Annotated in this window: 16 protein-coding genes; 8 read left to right on the plus strand and 8 right to left on the minus strand. The window is 60.4% G+C overall.

Annotation, left to right across the window (positions count from 1 at the left end; translation table 11 throughout):
* Positions 1–26: 26 nt before the first annotated feature.
* Positions 27–830: a hypothetical protein gene (locus tag QRN46_RS16880; RefSeq protein WP_285356122.1), complete on the minus strand. Its 804-nt coding sequence runs from the start codon at positions 828–830 to the stop codon at positions 27–29.
* A gap of 223 nt (positions 831–1,053) precedes the next feature.
* Between QRN46_RS16880 and QRN46_RS16885 the strand changes: the two genes are divergently transcribed.
* The 5 genes from QRN46_RS16885 (at position 1,054) to QRN46_RS16905 (ending at position 6,303) form a co-directional block, all read left to right on the plus strand.
* The gene (locus QRN46_RS16885; RefSeq protein WP_201818484.1) at positions 1,054–2,079 is read left to right on the plus strand and encodes a LacI family DNA-binding transcriptional regulator; all 1,026 of its coding nucleotides are present in this window, start codon (positions 1,054–1,056) and stop codon (positions 2,077–2,079) included.
* A 63-nt stretch (positions 2,080–2,142) separates the two neighbouring features.
* Positions 2,143–2,925 carry a sugar phosphate isomerase/epimerase family protein gene (locus QRN46_RS16890; protein ID WP_285356008.1) on the plus strand — a complete coding sequence of 261 codons (783 nt, stop codon included), beginning with the start codon at positions 2,143–2,145 and terminating at the stop codon, positions 2,923–2,925.
* Positions 2,918–3,955 (plus strand): sugar kinase, encoded by a 1,038-nt coding sequence (locus tag QRN46_RS16895; RefSeq protein WP_221614594.1) that lies wholly within the window; start codon positions 2,918–2,920, stop codon positions 3,953–3,955. The genes QRN46_RS16890 and QRN46_RS16895 overlap by 8 nt, the downstream gene beginning before the upstream one ends.
* A gap of 59 nt (positions 3,956–4,014) precedes the next feature.
* A complete protein-coding gene (locus QRN46_RS16900) occupies positions 4,015–5,313 on the plus strand; it encodes an MFS transporter (RefSeq protein ID WP_285356010.1) in 1,299 nt (432 codons plus the stop codon).
* 21 nt (positions 5,314–5,334) lie between these two features.
* A complete protein-coding gene (locus QRN46_RS16905; RefSeq protein WP_285356012.1) occupies positions 5,335–6,303 on the plus strand; it encodes a 2-hydroxyacid dehydrogenase in 969 nt (322 codons plus the stop codon).
* 6 nt (positions 6,304–6,309) lie between these two features.
* Here the strand turns inward: QRN46_RS16905 and QRN46_RS16910 are convergent, their stop codons facing one another.
* Positions 6,310–7,497 carry a pyridoxal phosphate-dependent aminotransferase gene (locus QRN46_RS16910; protein WP_011334314.1) on the minus strand — a complete coding sequence of 396 codons (1,188 nt, stop codon included), beginning with the start codon at positions 7,495–7,497 and terminating at the stop codon, positions 6,310–6,312.
* Positions 7,498–7,739: 242 nt separating this feature from the next.
* Here QRN46_RS16910 and QRN46_RS16915 point away from each other — a divergent pair, with 242 nt between their 5' ends.
* Positions 7,740–8,093 (plus strand): hypothetical protein, encoded by a 354-nt coding sequence (locus tag QRN46_RS16915; RefSeq protein WP_285356014.1) that lies wholly within the window; start codon positions 7,740–7,742, stop codon positions 8,091–8,093.
* 36 nt (positions 8,094–8,129) lie between these two features.
* Here QRN46_RS16915 and QRN46_RS16920 read toward each other — a convergent pair whose 3' ends face one another.
* The 3 genes from QRN46_RS16920 to QRN46_RS16930 all read right to left on the minus strand — a co-directional run bounded on the left by QRN46_RS16920 (position 8,130) and on the right by QRN46_RS16930 (position 12,334).
* Positions 8,130–9,755, minus strand: coding sequence for a methyl-accepting chemotaxis protein (locus QRN46_RS16920; protein WP_011334316.1), 1,626 nt, complete (start codon positions 9,753–9,755; stop codon positions 8,130–8,132).
* Between the two features lie 223 nt (positions 9,756–9,978).
* Positions 9,979–11,118 carry a glycerate kinase gene (locus QRN46_RS16925; RefSeq protein ID WP_285356017.1) on the minus strand — a complete coding sequence of 380 codons (1,140 nt, stop codon included), beginning with the start codon at positions 11,116–11,118 and terminating at the stop codon, positions 9,979–9,981.
* A gap of 91 nt (positions 11,119–11,209) precedes the next feature.
* Positions 11,210–12,334 (minus strand): sugar diacid recognition domain-containing protein, encoded by a 1,125-nt coding sequence (locus QRN46_RS16930; RefSeq protein ID WP_285356019.1) that lies wholly within the window; start codon positions 12,332–12,334, stop codon positions 11,210–11,212.
* Positions 12,335–12,505: 171 nt separating this feature from the next.
* Here QRN46_RS16930 and QRN46_RS16935 point away from each other — a divergent pair, with 171 nt between their 5' ends.
* The gene (locus tag QRN46_RS16935; protein WP_285356021.1) at positions 12,506–13,816 is read left to right on the plus strand and encodes an MFS transporter; all 1,311 of its coding nucleotides are present in this window, start codon (positions 12,506–12,508) and stop codon (positions 13,814–13,816) included.
* A 56-nt stretch (positions 13,817–13,872) separates the two neighbouring features.
* On the opposite strand, the gene QRN46_RS16940 is transcribed toward QRN46_RS16935, so the two are convergent.
* The 3 genes from QRN46_RS16940 to QRN46_RS16950 all read right to left on the minus strand — a co-directional run bounded on the left by QRN46_RS16940 (position 13,873) and on the right by QRN46_RS16950 (position 15,663).
* Positions 13,873–14,244, minus strand: a complete 372-nt coding sequence (locus tag QRN46_RS16940) for a DUF6124 family protein (RefSeq protein ID WP_011334319.1) — start codon at positions 14,242–14,244, stop codon at positions 13,873–13,875.
* A gap of 352 nt (positions 14,245–14,596) precedes the next feature.
* Complete coding sequence (locus QRN46_RS16945; RefSeq protein ID WP_285356024.1) at positions 14,597–14,962, minus strand: VOC family protein; 366 nt, start codon at positions 14,960–14,962, stop codon at positions 14,597–14,599.
* The gene (locus tag QRN46_RS16950; protein WP_285356026.1) at positions 14,959–15,663 is read right to left on the minus strand and encodes an SDR family oxidoreductase; all 705 of its coding nucleotides are present in this window, start codon (positions 15,661–15,663) and stop codon (positions 14,959–14,961) included. Before QRN46_RS16950 ends, QRN46_RS16945 begins: the two co-directional genes overlap by 4 nt.
* Positions 15,664–15,762: 99 nt before the next feature.
* Here QRN46_RS16950 and QRN46_RS16955 point away from each other — a divergent pair, with 99 nt between their 5' ends.
* Positions 15,763–16,662, plus strand: coding sequence for a LysR family transcriptional regulator (locus QRN46_RS16955; protein ID WP_285356028.1), 900 nt, complete (start codon positions 15,763–15,765; stop codon positions 16,660–16,662).
* Positions 16,663–16,685: the final 23 nt, after the last annotated feature.

A 16,685-nucleotide genomic window follows, 5' to 3' on the forward strand; every position in this document is an offset into this window, starting at 1 on the left:
GCTCAAAACTCACTTATCGTCAAACTTCAAGGGCCGCAGGGCATTTCTTGACCTGGCAGAATTCTGTCAATTTTTACCAGTGCGACCTCGGACGTTCCTACTAGTCGGCTTCCACGAAACATTCGATAAATGACGGTGGCTGAGGATTCCCTCTCCATGGGTTCTATATGTACATTGTAGGGCTCCACCAAGAGCGGATATCCTTCACGAATGTCCTTGTCAGTCAGACTATTCCGTACATTTCCCCATCTCGCGCCAACGATCTCCGGGCCGCTGCCATTTAGCGAAGAGTACCCTCGCCAGGTCACTTCACATCGATCGCCTGTTCTAAATAAAGTTAATGGCGGAACATGAATATGTATGCCTTCCCAAATCGGCGGAGTGGTTTGGCAGTGGTAGTAACCCCAAATATCGGTATTCAAAAATTTGGCACCTTCCAGATCGACCGCTACAGGCGTGCGATCAATCGTCAGGTTCCGCCGCTGTGATTTGGATGGATTATCGGCCGTGTCTAAAAGGTCATACCAGAGTTCTCCGACGCCATCATTCAACAAGTGCTCGGGGCCGATATGTATCCTGAACTCAGGCCGCATATCTTCGGGTCGGTAGATGTTCTGGATTTTTACCGGGGTTTGACCGGGCTGCTCAAAGTTCACAGTCAGAATATCCCGCTCCCCGGGATCGGTGGCCGGCTCTTTCCAGAGGGGGACGACAACGTCAATCCCCGTGCGGAGTAACTCGAGCGGAATCCATCCCTCCGGATCGATTGCCGGATCTTCTACGCCGTCGACCTGCGGCGGATCGAAATCCAACGGACCACTTGAGATCACGAGCAATCCCCCTCTTGAACATGGCTGAATGTCAGATATTGCATTGACTGGACGCTGACCAGATTAAGCGCCGTGTCGAAGCGATCGCCAACTGTCAGATCTGACAGGTCTTTCTACCGTCGGTCGGTTTTCTTTGTGGGGAAGCGGTTTTTCTGGCTTGACGAGGAGCCGAGAAACGGGTCTCCTGAAACCGGTTTCATGACATAAAAACAAGGTTCACCCTATGAACGACTTCTCCGCCGCCCAGCGCAGCCGCGTCACCATGCTCGACGTCGCCGAACACGCCGGTGTGTCCAAGGCCAGCGTCTCGCGCTTTATCGGCGATGACCGCGCCCTGCTCTCCGATGCCATTGCCCAGCGCATCGAGCAGGCGATTGCCGAACTCGGCTATCGCCCCAATCAAATGGCTCGAGGCCTGAAACGCGGACGCACCCGACTGATCGGCATGCTGGTGGCCGATATCCGCAACCCTTATTCGATTGCCGTGATGCACGGGGTGGAAACCGCCTGCCGCCGACATGGCTACAGCCTGGTGGTGTGCAACACCGACCGCGATGACGAGCAGGAACGCCAGCACCTGGCGCTGTTGCGCTCGTACAACATCGAAGGGCTGATCGTGAACACCTTGGGCCACCACCGGGATGAACTGGATGAGCTGAAGCGGGAAATGCCACTGGTGCTGGTGGATCGCAAGGTCGATGGGCTGGACAGCGACATGGTCGGTTTGAACAACCCGCGAGCCATCGAGCTGGCGATGGAACATCTTGAGCAACGCGGCTATCGCGATGTGCTGTTGGTGACGGAACCTTATGACGGCACCAGTTCGCGGATCGAGCGGGTCAGCAGTTTTCAGCAGCAGGTTGGCCAGCGCAAAAGCATGAATGGTGCGGTGCTGGAAACCGGCCCAAGCCTTGCGAACGATCTTCAAACCTTTTTAGACACACCTGATTCGGGCCCTAAAGCCCTGTTCTGCGCCAATGGCGTGGCGGCGCTGGCTTGCACCCGGGCCCTGCGCGAGATCGGCTGCCGGTTGTTTGAGGATGTCGGGATGATCGCGCTGGATGATCTGGATTGGTATCCGTTGGTAGGTAGCGGGATCACCGCCCTCGCTCAGCCTACAAAGGAGATTGGGGCGCGGGCGTTTGAGTGTTTGCTCAAGCGGTTGCGTGGGGATGATGAAGTCGCGCGAACTCTGGATTTTGCACCGATGCTGATCGAGCGCGGCTCAACGCTCAGCAAGGCGGAATAAGACCCTACGGGGCCACCAAAAAATTTTTGAACAAAATGAAACCGGTTTCAGAGGTAGATAACAATGAATAGACCTGCCGTTTCCATCAGCCTGTCCAGCTACGGCGCCGACCTCGTCCGCCGCAATGGTCAGGCTTCGTTCATCAAAGTGCTGGCCGCCGCCGGCGCCAATCGCATTGAATGGCGCGAAGAACTGCTGACCATCGAAGTCCCCGAACAACTCGCCGCCGCCACACAAGCCGAAGGCCTGCAAAGCGTCTATTCCTCGCCCACCGAACTGTGGCTGGTCGGTCAGTCACGGCCCAATCCCGAACTCATCACTGCGCTGCAAAACGCTGAAGCGTTCGGCTCGAAGTGGCTGAAGGTTTCCCTGGGTTTCTTCACCGACAACAACGACCTGCAGACACTGGGGCAAATACTCGCGCAGAGCCCGGTGCATCTGCTGGTAGAGAACGACCAGACCTTGCACGGCGGGCGCATCGAACCGTTCCAGCGGTTCTTCGCCGCCGTCGAGCAACACAACCTGCCGATCAAGATGACCTTCGACATCGGCAACTGGCAGTGGCAAGACCAGTCCGCCACCAGCGCCGCGCGCTTGTTGGGCCGTCATGTCGGTTACGTGCATTGCAAAGCCGTGGCCCGCCGCGCCGACGGCAAACTTGTAGCTGTGCCGCCCGCCGCCACCGACCTGCATCTGTGGGAACAACTGCTGCGGCACATGGCCCAAGGGGTCATGCGCGCCGCCGAATACCCGTTGCAGGGCGATGATCTGGTGCAGCTGACCACCGAACACGTCGCCGCCCTCGCCCGCCTCGGCCAATCCCGTCTGGAGCCTGCTCATGTCTGAGATCGATATTCTGTCGTTCGGCGAAACCATGGCCATGTTTGTCGCCGAACAGAGCGGCGATCTGGCCTTCATCGACCAGTTCCACAAACGGATTGCCGGGGCCGACAGCAACGTGGCCATCGGACTTTCCCGACTTGGTTTCAAGGTCGCGTGGTTGAGCCGTGTCGGTGCCGATTCGCTGGGACGATTTGTCGTTGAGACCCTGGCCCGCGAAGGGCTGGATTGCAGTCACGTTGAAGTCGACCCGGCGCACCCGACCGGTTTCCAGCTCAAGTCGCGCAACGATGACGGCAACGATCCGACGGTCGAGTACTTCCGCCGTGGCTCGGCGGCCAGTCATCTGTCGCCGCAGTCGATCACCCCGAAACTGCTAGGCGCCCGGCATCTGCACGCCACTGGTATTCCGCCGGCGCTGTCCGCGTCGGCCCGGGAAATGTCCCGTGAACTGATGACCCGCATGCGCAACGCCGGGCGCAGCGTGTCGTTCGACCCGAACCTGCGCCCGAGCCTCTGGGCCGGCGAGCGGGAGATGATCCGCGAGATCAACCGCCTCGCCGCCCTCGCCCACTGGGTGTTGCCCGGGTTGAGCGAAGGCCGGCTGCTGACCGGGTTTGAAGATCCGGCGGATATCGCCGCGTTCTATCTCGATCAGGGTGCCGAAGCCGTGGCGATCAAACTCGGGCCGCAGGGCGCCTACTACCGCACGCATCTGGATCAGGGGTTTGTCGCCGGGGTGCCGGTCGAGACTGTGGTCGATACGGTCGGCGCCGGCGATGGATTTGCGGTCGGGATGATCAGTGCCCTGCTGGAGCATCAGAGCTTTCCCGAGGCGGTCAGACGTGCCAACTGGATTGGCAGTCGGGCGGTGCAGAGCCGGGGTGACATGGAGGGTTTGCCGACCCGTTCCGAACTAGCCGTTGAATTCGAGGCCGCCATCGCTGGCAAGTCGAATCGTCTCACCGCGGCTCCCACAGTGTCCGTGGAGTACACAAAACCTGTGGGAGCTGGCTTGCCAGCGATGAGGCCCTGACAGACAACACATTTTTTGAACCTGCTGCGACAAAAACAACAAGCTCAGGAGCAAGACCCATGAAAACCGCAACCCTCGCCACCCGCCGCTGGTGGTACATCATGCCGATCGTGTTCATCACCTACAGCCTGGCGTACCTGGACCGCGCCAATTATGGATTCGCTGCTGCCTCCGGAATGGCTGAAGACCTGATGATCACGCCGGGCCTGTCCTCGCTGCTCGGCGCGCTGTTCTTCCTCGGTTACTTTTTCTTCCAGGTGCCCGGCGCGATCTACGCGCAAAAGCACAGCGTCAAGAAGCTGATCTTCGTCAGCCTGATCCTCTGGGGCGGGCTCGCCACACTGACCGGCGTGGTCTCCAACGCCTATTGGCTGATTGTCATCCGCTTCATGCTCGGCGTGGTCGAAGCGGCGGTGATGCCGGCGATGCTGGTGTACCTGTGCCACTGGTTCACCCGCGCCGAACGCTCGCGGGCCAACACCTTCCTGATCCTCGGCAACCCGGTGACGATGCTGTGGATGTCGGTGGTTTCCGGGTATCTGGTGCAGCATTTCAGTTGGCGCTGGATGTTCATCATCGAAGGTCTGCCGGCAGTCCTTTGGGCCTTTATCTGGTGGAAGCTCGCCGATGATCGTCCGGCCCAGGCCAAGTGGCTCAGCGATCAGGAGAAGCACGATCTGGAAAGCGCGCTCGCCGCCGAACAGGTCGGGATCAAAGCGGTGAAGAACTACGCCGAAGCCTTCCGTTCGCCGAAGGTGATTATTCTGGCGCTGCAGTTTTTCTGCTGGAGCATCGGCGTCTACGGCTTCGTACTGTGGCTGCCGTCGATCCTCAAGGCCGGCGCGCAGATGGACATGATCGAGGCCGGCTGGCTGTCGGCGTTGCCGTATCTGGCGGCGGTGATCGGCATGCTGCTGGTGTCGTGGGGCTCGGACAAGCTGCAAAAGCGTAAACGTTTCGTCTGGCCACCGCTGCTGATTGCCTCGGTGGCGTTCTACGGTTCCTACGCTTTGGGCGCGGAGCATTTCTGGTGGTCGTACACGCTGCTGGTGATTGCCGGCGCCTGCATGTACGCGCCTTACGGGCCGTTCTTCGCCATCGTCCCGGAGATTCTGCCGGCCAACGTGGCCGGTGGCGCCATGGCGCTGATCAACAGCATGGGCGCCCTCGGTTCGTTCGGCGGCTCGTATCTGGTCGGTTACCTGAACAGCTCCACCGGTTCGCCCGGCGCTTCGTATCTGTTGATGAGTGGCGCGCTGATGCTCTCGGTGGTGCTGACCATTTTTCTCAAGCCCGGCGCCAGCGACCGGGTGACGACCAAGCGCGTCGCACCGCGTCCGCTGCCGGCCCATTCCTGAATTGATAGAGAGATGACTGCGATGAAAAAGCAGGTTGTGTTGTACAAGAAACTGTCGCCGGCGCTGATGGCGCGCCTTGAGGAACAGGTCGATGTGACGCTGATCGACAGCCTCGACGCCGACGGCCTGATGAAACTGCGCGACGCCCTCCCCGGTGCCCAAGGCCTGCTCGGTGCGAGCCTGAAACTGGACGCGGCGCTGCTCGATCTGGCGCCGAACCTTGAAGCGATTTCCAGCGTCTCGGTGGGTGTCGACAACTACGACATCGACTACCTGACCCAACGCAAGGTCATGCTGACCAACACCCCGGACGTGCTCACCGAAACCACCGCCGACACCGGTTTCGCACTGATCCTGGCCACCGCCCGGCGCGTGGTTGAGCTGGCGAACATGGTGCGCGGCGGCCACTGGCACCGCAGCATCGGCCCGGCGCATTTCGGTACCGATGTGCACGGCAAGACCCTGGGCATCATCGGTATGGGGCGGATCGGTGAGGCGCTGGCCCAGCGTGGACATTTCGGGTTCGGGATGCCGGTGATCTATCACAGCCAGTCGCGCAAACCGGCGGTTGAAGAACGTTTCGATGCACAGTACCGCAGCCTTGAAGACTTGTTGCAGCAGGCGGATTTCATCTGCCTGACATTGCCGCTGACGGCGCAGACTGAAGGTCTGATTGGCGCCGAACAGTTTGCGTTGATGCGACCGGAGAGCATCTTCATCAACATTTCACGAGGCAAAGTTGTGGATGAGGCCGCGCTGATCGACACCTTGCGCCATAACCGGATTCGCGCGGCGGGGCTGGATGTGTTCGAGCGTGAACCGTTGAATCATGACTCGCCGTTGTTGCAGTTGAACAACGTGGTGGCGACGCCGCACATGGGCTCGGCAACCCATGAAACGCGCGAAGCGATGGCGCGGTGTGCGGTGGAGAATCTGTTGGCGGCGCTGGCGGGACAAAGGCCCGCCAATCTGGTGAATCCCCCACTCTGATCTTGGTCAGGCGCTGCGCACCTGGAGAAGCTGCGCAGCGCACAGCGCAATCCGCGAACACGCATCCGCCAGCTTCACCCGATCCACCACCAACCCGATGCGAATATGCCCCGCCGCACTGGGCCCGAACGCTTCACCGGCCAGCACCGAAACCCCATAGCCCTCCAGCAACCGCTCGGCAAAGTCCTGCGCACCGAGCCCGGTCTGACGTACATCAACCATCACGAACATCCCGCCATCCGGCTTGATCGGGTACAACCCCGGACAGCCGCGCAACCGTTCGCACACCAGATCCCGGCGCAAGCGGTATTCCTCGCGCATTTGCGTCACTTCCGGCAGATCCTTTTCCAGTGCGACCTGCGCGGCCTTCTGCACAAAATCCGGCAGGCCGAACAGCATGCTCAGCGAAAGATTCACCAGATGTTCGGCCAAGGGTTTCGGTCCGATCATCCAGCCGATGCGCCACCCGGTCATGGCGTGGGATTTGGACAAGCTGTTGATGGTCGCGGTGCGCTCGGCCATGCCCGGCAGGCTTGCCGGGCTGACGTGCTCGCCTTCGTATAACAATTCGCTGTAGACCTCATCGCTGATCAGCCACAGGTCATGACGGATACACAGCGCCGCCAGCTCCTGCCAGATCAACAGCGACAGACTGGCGCCGGAAGGATTATTGGGACTGTTGAGCAACATGGCCCGAGTCTTTGAGGTGATTCGCGCCGCAACGTCCACCGGATCGACTCGAAAGCCGTTTTCCGGCCGTACCGGCACCGGCACCACGGTTGCACCACAGGCACCAAACACGCCTTCATAAGTCACGTACATCGGTTCGGCGACGATCACCTCATCATCCGGATCCAGCAGACACTGCGCCACCGAATACACCGCGCATTGCGCGCCGGGCAACACGATCACATGCTCGGCATCGACGTCCTGACCGCTGCTGCGCCGATGGCGCTCGGCAATCCGCTTGCGCAGCTCCAGTCGGCCGCGCACTTCGGAATAATGCGTATCGCCCGCCAACAGGCTGTCGATGGCGCCATGGATGATCGGCAGCGGCGTATCAAAATCCGGATCGCCCACGGACAGCAGCAAGACATCAATGCCCTCGGCGCGCAGCTCCAGCGCTCGGTCGTGAATCCGCCAGGCCGCTGCTCCCTCCCCGGCGATTCGTTGGGTCAAGGCTGAATAGCGCATGTACGTCTCCTGATTGCGCGGTCTCCAGCCTTCACCCTAGGTCAAATCACGAAGCGTGCCACCATCGCGCTCCCTCCTTCCAGCGGATGCGATGAAACTCTTGGAAAACTAAACACCTTCGACCTCCGAATGCACTGATGTCTACTGTCAGAGTTGACAGTATCGAGGCACGCGAAAGAGTTTTAGTGTTCCGTGGCACCTATCTGAATCAAGGCATTTTTTAACGCCAAGGAGAAATTGATATGCAAGCCACCCCGCCAGCGCCAACACTTCCGCCTGATCTGGAAAATGGCCTCGTCGATACAAAGTATCTCGATGAACATAACGGAGAACTTATCGTCACCTTCAAGCATGACGGTACTGCCCTCCCACCCGATATTATCCAAGTTTATCTAGAAGCGAATGTCAACGTACCTACCACCCCGGTGTACTCCGGTCAATTCAAAGACCCAGAGGAAATCAAGGTCCCTTTTTCAAAGGCTGTATTCAAAGAGAAAGGCAATGGAATTCGCTATTTTAACTACGATTGGATATTCCCAGACGGGTCTCGAAGCCCGCTATCACATCCTGCACGGGTAACGGTGCTAATTCCCTAAAACCAATCGTCGGGCTCGATATCCGAGCCCGTCATTTCAAATCACAAAGCGCGCCACCATCGCATTCAAATCCACCGCCAGGCGCGACAGTTCGTGAGTCGCGGCGCTGGTTTGATTTGCGCCGGCGGCCGATTGAGTGGCCAGGTCGCGGATGTTGACCAGGTTGCGGTCGACCTCGCGGGACACCTGCGCCTGCTCTTCCGAAGCGCTGGCGATCACCAGGTTGCGCTCGTTGATCTGGTGAATCGATTGGGTGATCTGCTCCAGCGCAACGCCAGCGGCGCGGGCCATTTCCAGGGTGGTCTGGGTGCGCTGGTTACTTTGCTGCATCGACTCGACTGCTTCACCGGTGCCGTTCTGAATGCCGGCGACCATTTTTTCGATTTCCTGGGTCGACTGCGCGGTGCGATGGGCCAGGGCGCGAACCTCGTCCGCTACCACGGCGAAACCGCGTCCCGCTTCACCGGCACGGGCCGCTTCGATGGCGGCGTTGAGCGCCAGCAAGTTGGTCTGCTCAGCGATAGCGCGAATCACGTCCAGCACTTTGCCGATGTCGCGGCCCTGAGCGGCCAGGCCTTCGATCATTTGCGCGGTGTTTTGCACGTCGTGGGTCATGGTCTGGATCGCGTCGACGGTTTTCACCACCTGATCGCGACCTTCACGGGCGGCGTGGGTCGACTGGTTCGAGGCTTCGGAGGTCGACACTGCGTTGCGTGCCACCTCTTCCACCGCAGCGGTCATTTCGTTGACGGCGGTGGCGGCCTGTTCGATTTCATCGTTCTGCTGTTGCAGGCCACGGGAGGCCTCTTCGATCACCGCGCTGAGTTCTTCGGCGGCGGCGCCCAGTTGGGTGGCGGAGCCGGCAATCTGCTCGATGGTCTTGCGCAGGTTGGTCTGCATCGCGGCCAAGGCTTCAAGCAGGCGCGCCGGCTCGTCCTTGCCGTCGACTTCGATGGCTTTGGTCAGGTTGCCGCCAGCGATGGTTTGCGCGGCAGCGACGGCGCGGTTCAGCGGCGTGACGATGCTGCGGGTCAGCAGCCAGGCCAGCAATACGGTCAACAACGCGGCAATCACAGACACGGCGATGATGCCGGTAATGGCACTGTTGTAATACTCACCCGCCTGAGTGGAAGCGGTCTTCGCGTCGGCGGCGTTGATCGCGATCAGCTTGTTGAGTTGTTCGCCCATCTTGTCGGTGCCGTCCTTGATCTTCGTATTGATCAGGGCGCGCATCTCGTCGAGTTTGTCCTGGCGCGACAGCTCCATCATCTGGTTTTGCGCCTGCACGTAGTTGTCGAGGGTCGTCGAGAACTCCTGATATAACGCGCGCTCTTGCGGACCGGCCGGCAATGCCGCGTAACTGGCCTGAGCAGTGCGCACCTTGTCCACCAGCACACCGATGCGGGTCTGGGCTTCCTGCAAACCGGCCGGGTCGCGGTTGACCAGAATGCGGAACGAGAGAATCCGCAGGCGCAGCACGTTCTCCGTCACCACCGCGAGTTGGGTGACGCTTGGCAACTGCGTAGAGTCCATCTCCAGGGAAGCCTGACGGATGATCGACATGCGGTTGACGGCGAACACGCCGAGCACAATCACCAGCAAGGCAATAAAGGCAAAACCGAGGAAGGCACGGGGCGCGATATTCAGATTACGCAAGGACATAGGAGGACTCTCGGATGATTGAAACTACGAGCGTCCATGCCGTGATCACTGGCCCTTGGAGTGGGCGTCAGTCCGGCGTCACTGTTTTGGAAAATCTTGTGTGCGCCTGATTTCTGTATCGGCCAGGCTTGAGGAATTTTGCAGGTAAAGAGCAAATATTTTTCTAATTATTGCGAGTGTTTCGCTATTGAAACACCCGACGGTTTAGATGATGGGTGACAGGTCAGGCCGGAGTCGCCATGCGCCAGACGCGGGCAATATCGGTGGCGCGTTCGCGCAACAGACGCGGTGCTTCGGCGCAAGCCTGTTCGAGGGTCATCGGGCCGCTGGTGGCGGCGAATGCGGCGTCGATACCGTGATCGTAGAGCGCTTGATAGCCCTCGCCCAAAGTCCCGGCAACGACGATCACCGGTACGCCGTGTTGCTTGGCGATCCGCGCCACGCCAAACGGGGTTTTGCCGCGCAGGGTCTGGGCATCGAAGCGCCCTTCGCCGGTGATCACCAGGTCAGCGCCCTTCACAGCATCGGCCAGACCGACCAGCTCGGCGACCACTTCGACACCGGCCTGGAATCGCGCACCGAGAAACGCCTTGGCCGCAAAGCCCAATCCACCCGCGGCACCGCTGCCCGGCTCATCCCGCACATCCTTGCCCAGCACTTGCGCGCAGAGTTCGGCGAAGTGGCCGAGGGCCTGATCCAGTTGTTGCACTTGCGCCGGGGATGCGCCCTTCTGCGGGCCGAAAATCGCCGAGGCACCGTGGGGGCCACACAGCGGATTGTTGACGTCGGCGGCGATGTCGAACCGGACGTGCGCCAGTCGCGGGTCGAGTTCGCTCAGGTCCAGTCGTGCGAGTTGCGCCAGCGCCAATCCGCCCGGCACCAATGTTTGCCCTTGAGCATCCAGCAACTTCACCCCCAACGCCTGGATCGCGCCGGCGCCGCCGTCATTGGTGGCGCTGCCGCCGATGGCCAGAATCACTCGTTGTGCGCCAGCATCCAGCGCCGCGCGGATCAGTTCACCGGTGCCGAACGTGCTACTTATGCATGCGTCACGCTGCCCCGGCGGCACCAATTGCAATCCACTGGCTTCGGCCATTTCGATGATTGCAGTGTGGTTATGCGGCAGCCAGCCCCACGCGGCTTCAACCGCTGCGCCCAACGGGCCGCGCACACGGGTGCGGCGCAGTTCGCCTTCGCAGGCGGCGAGAATCGACTCCACCGTGCCTTCGCCACCGTCAGCCATCGGGCACTTGACCAGCGTCGCCTGCGGCCAGACCTGCGCCAGGCCCAGCGCAATGGCTTCTGCAACGCCTTGAGCACTCAGGCTGTCCTTGAACGAATCGGGGGCGATGACGATTTTCATGCGAATTCTCCAGTTCCAATGCCCCTCATGCTGCCAGTCGCCTTGCCCGTTGACGCCTGTCCGCTGCACAAGTGGCGCAGGCGTTTATTGTTCATTTCGACAAATCGTCGGTCTGTGGCAGCAATTGCACACCCAGATACAACGCCAGCATCCCGTCGAGCTTCAACGGATCGACCCCGCTCAACTCGGCAATCCGCTCCATCCGGTAACGCAGACTGTTGCGGTGAATCCCCAAGGCATCGGCGCAGGCCTGGCTCTGCCCGTCGTGATCGCACCAGCTGCGCAAGGTCGCGAGCAACTGGCCGTTGCTGTCCTTGGCGATCACTTTGCGTAACGGTTTGAGCAGTTCATCCAGCGCATCGTCGTTGCGATGGCGCCAGAGCATCACCGGCAAGCGATAGCGATTGAGGGTCAACAGCCGTGAGCGCGGCAGCACTTCGCGGCCATAGGCGAGCAAATCGCCGACCCGCCGATAGCAACGGCGCAACCCGGTCAGCCCATCAGCCTGCCCGCCGACCGCAATGCGCAGGATGTTCCAGCCCAAGCCATCGAGTTTTTCCAGCAGTCGATCATGCTCGACGTTCTGACTCGCCGGCCGGCACCACAGCAGTGACGACTTGGCCGAACTCACGCACCAACTGTCCGGATAACGCGACATCAGCCAGGCACTCAGCGCCTCGACGGTTTGCCGCGGCCCATGTTCCAGGCCCAACTCGAACAGATACGGCACCCGCGTCAGTTGCGGTTTGAGCCCGAGTTGCTGGGCCTCATCGACCAGCCTTGGCGAATCCCCCGCCTCGCTCAGCAGCAAGGCCAGCAAATCATCGCAACGCTGCCGCCGCCATTGCTGTTCGGATTGCTGGTTGCGCTGGCCGACCAGCATTTCAGCCGTCATGCGCACCAGTTCGGCGTAAGTGCGCAATTGCTCCGGCTCGCCGGTGATACCGAGTACACCGATCAAACGCTGATCGAGCAATAGCGGCAGGTTGATCCCCGGTTGCACGCCTTTCAAATGCACGGCGGTCTGCGCGTCTATCTCCACCACTCGCCCGTTGGCCAGTACCAGTTGCGCGCCTTCATGGCGGGTGTTGATCCGCTCCGGCTCACCACTGCCCAGGATCAATCCCTGGCTGTCCATGACGTTGACGTTGTACGGCAAAATGGCCATGGCCCGGTCGACGATGTCCTGGGCGAGGTCGTGATCGAGTTCGAACATAAGGGTTGGAATCCTTGAAAACAGGCGCGGACGGTTGTTCACCCGCACAGGGTCTGGCAGCAAACCCTGTGCTCAGGCACAAAGACAATCCGGCCAAAGGTGGCCGAGACTCTCAGGGCGATCAACGTTACCCTTTGCATCGCAAAAAATCATAATAAAGAGAGAGCCGCCATGTCGCAGAGCGCCGCTGCCGCCCAGACCATCGCTGACAATAAAAATGCCGTCTACAAACGCATCACCCTGCGTTTGATCCCCTTCATCTTCATCTGCTACCTGTTCAACTACCTCGACCGGGTCAACGTTGGATTCGCCAAACTGCAGATGCTCGACGCGCTGAAATTCAGCGAAACCGTGTACGGCCTCGGTGCCGGGATCTTCTTCATCGGCTACGTGCTGTGCGGCGTACCGAGCAACCTGGCGCTGACCAAATTCGGCCCACGGCGCTGGATTGCGCTGATGATGATCACCTGGGGCACATTGTCTACCTGCCTGCTGTTCGTCACCACGCCGACCGAGTTCTACACCCTGCGCCTGTTCACCGGCGCCGCCGAAGCCGGATTCTTCCCAGGTGTTGTGCTGTATCTCTCGCAGTGGTTCCCGACCTTCCGCCGTGGCCGGATCATGGCGTTGTTCATGTCGGCGATTCCGGTGTCGGGCCTGCTCGGCAGCCCGTTTTCCGGCTGGATCCTCAATCACTTCGCCGCCGGCCAGGGTGGTCTGGCCGGTTGGCAGTGGATGTTCCTGCTGCAAGGCATTCCAACCGTGGTGCTGGGCGCACTCGCCTACTTCCTGTTGAGCGACAACTTCGCCGCTGCCAAATGGCTGACCCCGCACGAGCGTTCGGTGCTGGAAGCCGATCAGGCAGAGGACCTGGCGAACAAACCGAAAACCACTTCCGATTCGCTGATTGCCGTATTCAAGAACCCGGCCATCTGGGCCTTCGGCCTGATCTACTTCTGCATCCAGAGCGGCGTGTACGCGATCAACTTCTGGCTGCCGTCGATCATCAAGAACCTCGGCTTCAGCGACAACCTGGTGATTGGCTGGTTGAGTGCGATTCCGTATCTGCTGGCGGCGGTGTTCATGCTGGTAGTTGGTCGCTCGGCGGACTTGCGCAAAGAGCGTCGCTGGCATCTGGTGGTGCCAATGTTGATGGGCGCTGTCGGCCTGCTGATCGCGGTGAACTTCGCGGCGAATCCGGCGATTGCGATTCTCGGTCTGACCATCGCGACCATGGGCGCGTTGACCGGTCTGCCGATGTTCTGGCCGGTGCCGACTGCCATGCTCAGTGCAGGTGCTGCGGCGGGCGGGTTGGCGTTGATCAACTCGATGGGGCAGATGGCCGGGTTCCTCAGCCCTTACCTTGTGGGTTGGGTGAAGGACAGCACCGGGTCGACCGACGCGGCGTTGTATCTGCTGGCGGGTGTGATTGTTGGCGGGAGTCTGCTGGCGTTGCGGATGACGCGGACGTTGCGGGCTTAAGCCTTAGTCGAAATACAGAAACGGCCCTTTTCGGGCCGTTTTTCTTTTGGATCTAGCTACAGCGGTGCTTCAGTCTTGAGTTCCAGATTATCCAGCGCCCGGTTCACCGCCAGTTCACTCAGCATGATCAGTTGCGCAATGCCCAGCAGCACATGCCTCTGCGAGCCGTCCACCAGTCCGGCGAAGTCGGTCGCCATGACTTTGGCAGAGGTCAGCGTCTCGCAGGCATCGGCCAGCAGTTCTTCGCTGTCGATGCCGGGGGCGATGAGGTAGCGGGCGTTGGGTTTGAGCAGCGGTTTTCTGGGGAGCAGCGGATTGAGGTAGTGATCGAGGGCGCGTTCGGCGGCTTCGTGGAATTTCTTTGAATCGAGGGTTTCGTAGGGAGACGTTGAATCGGCTTCGGGTGGGTTGGGTGTTGGTTTGATCATGGTGGAACTCCTAAGGCACATATATGGAGCCACCACTCTCGCTACCAAACGATGGTGGTGGCCAGACGCAGGTTGGTAGACCGGGCCTTAGGAGAAACGGCGCACCCGAAGGTGCCCTGCGAATGACCACCATAAAACAGAGACAAAAGACTCTACAAAATGGAGCACTCTGCACTTAAAGACCCGGGCTACCAAACCCGATCGCTGTTCTTTTCAGCGACGGGACAACGATAAAACCCGGCCCCCAAGCGCACAAGCCGGCGGATTCTGGCGCAGTCGTAGGCAACGGCGCAAGGTTGTGTAGCCTGGGGTGCGTGTCTGAACGTGTCCTTTAAACGCCACGATTAAACACTCACAAAATCCCCGTTTTTGCATCCAGTTCCAGCACCAGGCCTCCCGGCATCTGCACAAAAATCTGCCAGATCCCGTCCTCCGGCACCTGCGCCACCTGATACGGCAACCCACTGCCCTGCACCCGCTTCAAAACCACCGCCGCGTCTTCATCCGTACGAAACGCAATATGACTCAAACCAGCGTCCTCAAACGAAGGCTGCTCAATCACATGCACCAACGCCTCCCCATTCTGATACAACCACCGCCCGGGAAACGGAAACGGCGGCCGCCGCCCCGGCGTCAATCCCAGCAATACATTGAAGGCGTCCTGAATCGGCTGCCCGTCCGGCGCATTGAACGCCAGGTGATCGAAGTGCCAGGTCATAACAATCCACCTCCGTCGACATCGATGATGCTGCCGCTGATAAAGCCGTTTTCCATGACCAGCATAAAAGCGGCGGCCAGGTCCTGCGGCTTGCCGACCCGACCCACCGGCAGCGCCGCCGAGGTACGGACGAACATTGCATTGCGCTGACTTTCGTCCATGCCTGCGTAAGCTTCGGTGTCAGTCACACCGGGGCTGATCACATTGACCCGGCGCGGCGCCAACTCCTTCGCCAGTTGTTTGGCGAGCGATTCAAGCGCGGCGTTCAACGTGGTCTTGATGAACTGCCCAGCGACAAATTTGCGCGACAACAAACCCGACGTCAGGGTGATGCTGCCCCGTTCGCTCAGGTACGGCAGCGCCGCTTGAATCGCGCGCAAGGTGCCCCAGAATTTCACGTCGAAGGCCTGCTGCGCCTGAAGCAGATCGCTGTCGGCCAACAGCTTGGCGCTGACGCTCGGCCCGGCGGTAATCACCAGATGATCGAGGGCGCCAATGCGTTCGAACAGTTGACGCAGCGAGGCGTCATCGGTGACATCGGCGGATTCGTGGCGGACACCGTCATGGGTTTCTGACGTTTCAACACGGCGCCCAACCGAATAAACACGGGCGCCTCGTTCAGCGGCGTTCGACGCGACGGCGGCGCCAATGCCGCTGCTGCCGCCGATGACCACAACAGTCTGGTTGTCGAATGGTTTCATGAGAGTTCTCCGGTGGGCTTGAGGAGATTGCATCTTCCCCGGTTGCCAATCGCAGAAAAATCCCGGTAAATCGGAAGGATCTTTAAAGGATTTTTACCAATGAGCTCGATTCTCGATCTTGAGATCTTCGTCCGCACCGCCGACTCCGGCAGCATTTCCGCCGCCGCCCGGGCGTTGGAGTTGACCCCGGCCGCCGCCAGCATCGCCTTGAAACGCCTGGAAACCCGCCTCGGCATCCGCCTGTTCGCCCGCTCCACCCGCAGCATGCGCCTGACCGAAGAGGGCCGGCGCTATCTGGAAAGCGTGCGCCTGGCACTGGCCACATTGGCCGAGGGCGAACAGGCGCTGAAGCAACAGACCGAAGGCCTGAGCGGCGTGCTGCAACTGGCGGCGCCGTCGGACTTCGGGCGCAATGTGCTGTTGCCGTGGCTGGACGATTTCAAGCGCGAGCACCCGCACATTCAGCTGCAATTGCTGCTCAACGACCGGCATGCGGATCTGTTTCGCGAGACGGTGGATGTGGCGCTGCGCTTTGGCGTGCCGAGTGATTCGACGCTGGTGGCGTTGCCGATTCTGCCTGAGCATCGCCGTGTAGCCTGCGCCAGTCATGCGTATCTGGAACGCCACGGTACACCGCAAAATCCTGCCGAATTGAGCGAGCACAGCCCCCTGCTCTACCTGCGCAACGGCCGTCCCTACAACACCTGGCGTTTCCATCGCGACGACGAAACGGTCGAGGTCGAAGTACGCGGCGACTACCTCAGCGACGACGGCGAAGTGGCCCGCCGCTGGGCGCTCGCCGGACACGGCATTGCCTACAAGGCCTGGCTCGACGTGGCCGAAGACGTACGCGCCGGGCGGCTGGTGACGCTGTTCGATGACTGGCACGGCGAGAGCGTACCGTTCAATCTCTTGTGCCCGCATCGCGTGCAAGTCTCGGAACGGGTCAAGGTGTTGCAAGCGTTTTTGCGCCAGCGCTGCGAGGCACTGCGCCGATAAATTCACTTTGCCGCGCCGGGCGC

Origin of the sequence: Pseudomonas sp. lyk4-R2A-10, assembly GCF_030209075.1 — a bacterium.
In the GTDB taxonomy this organism is placed as follows: Bacteria; Pseudomonadota; Gammaproteobacteria; order Pseudomonadales; family Pseudomonadaceae; genus Aquipseudomonas; species Aquipseudomonas glycinae.

Coding starts and splice junctions, on each gene's coding strand:
- QRN46_RS16885 (WP_201818484.1), top strand. CDS start 1,054: ATGAACGACTTCTCCGCCGCCCAGCGCAGCCGCGTCACCATGCTCGAC.
- QRN46_RS16950 (WP_285356026.1), bottom strand. CDS start 15,663: ATGAAACCATTCGACAACCAGACTGTTGTGGTCATCGGCGGCAGCAGC.
- QRN46_RS16895 (WP_221614594.1), top strand. CDS start 2,918: ATGTCTGAGATCGATATTCTGTCGTTCGGCGAAACCATGGCCATGTTT.
- QRN46_RS16920 (WP_011334316.1), bottom strand. CDS start 9,755: ATGTCCTTGCGTAATCTGAATATCGCGCCCCGTGCCTTCCTCGGTTTT.
- QRN46_RS16900 (WP_285356010.1), top strand. CDS start 4,015: ATGAAAACCGCAACCCTCGCCACCCGCCGCTGGTGGTACATCATGCCG.
- QRN46_RS16925 (WP_285356017.1), bottom strand. CDS start 11,118: ATGAAAATCGTCATCGCCCCCGATTCGTTCAAGGACAGCCTGAGTGCT.
- QRN46_RS16940 (WP_011334319.1), bottom strand. CDS start 14,244: ATGATCAAACCAACACCCAACCCACCCGAAGCCGATTCAACGTCTCCC.
- QRN46_RS16945 (WP_285356024.1), bottom strand. CDS start 14,962: ATGACCTGGCACTTCGATCACCTGGCGTTCAATGCGCCGGACGGGCAG.
- QRN46_RS16930 (WP_285356019.1), bottom strand. CDS start 12,334: ATGTTCGAACTCGATCACGACCTCGCCCAGGACATCGTCGACCGGGCC.
- QRN46_RS16910 (WP_011334314.1), bottom strand. CDS start 7,497: ATGCGCTATTCAGCCTTGACCCAACGAATCGCCGGGGAGGGAGCAGCG.
- QRN46_RS16955 (WP_285356028.1), top strand. CDS start 15,763: ATGAGCTCGATTCTCGATCTTGAGATCTTCGTCCGCACCGCCGACTCC.
- QRN46_RS16890 (WP_285356008.1), top strand. CDS start 2,143: ATGAATAGACCTGCCGTTTCCATCAGCCTGTCCAGCTACGGCGCCGAC.
- QRN46_RS16915 (WP_285356014.1), top strand. CDS start 7,740: ATGCAAGCCACCCCGCCAGCGCCAACACTTCCGCCTGATCTGGAAAAT.
- QRN46_RS16935 (WP_285356021.1), top strand. CDS start 12,506: ATGTCGCAGAGCGCCGCTGCCGCCCAGACCATCGCTGACAATAAAAAT.
- QRN46_RS16905 (WP_285356012.1), top strand. CDS start 5,335: ATGAAAAAGCAGGTTGTGTTGTACAAGAAACTGTCGCCGGCGCTGATG.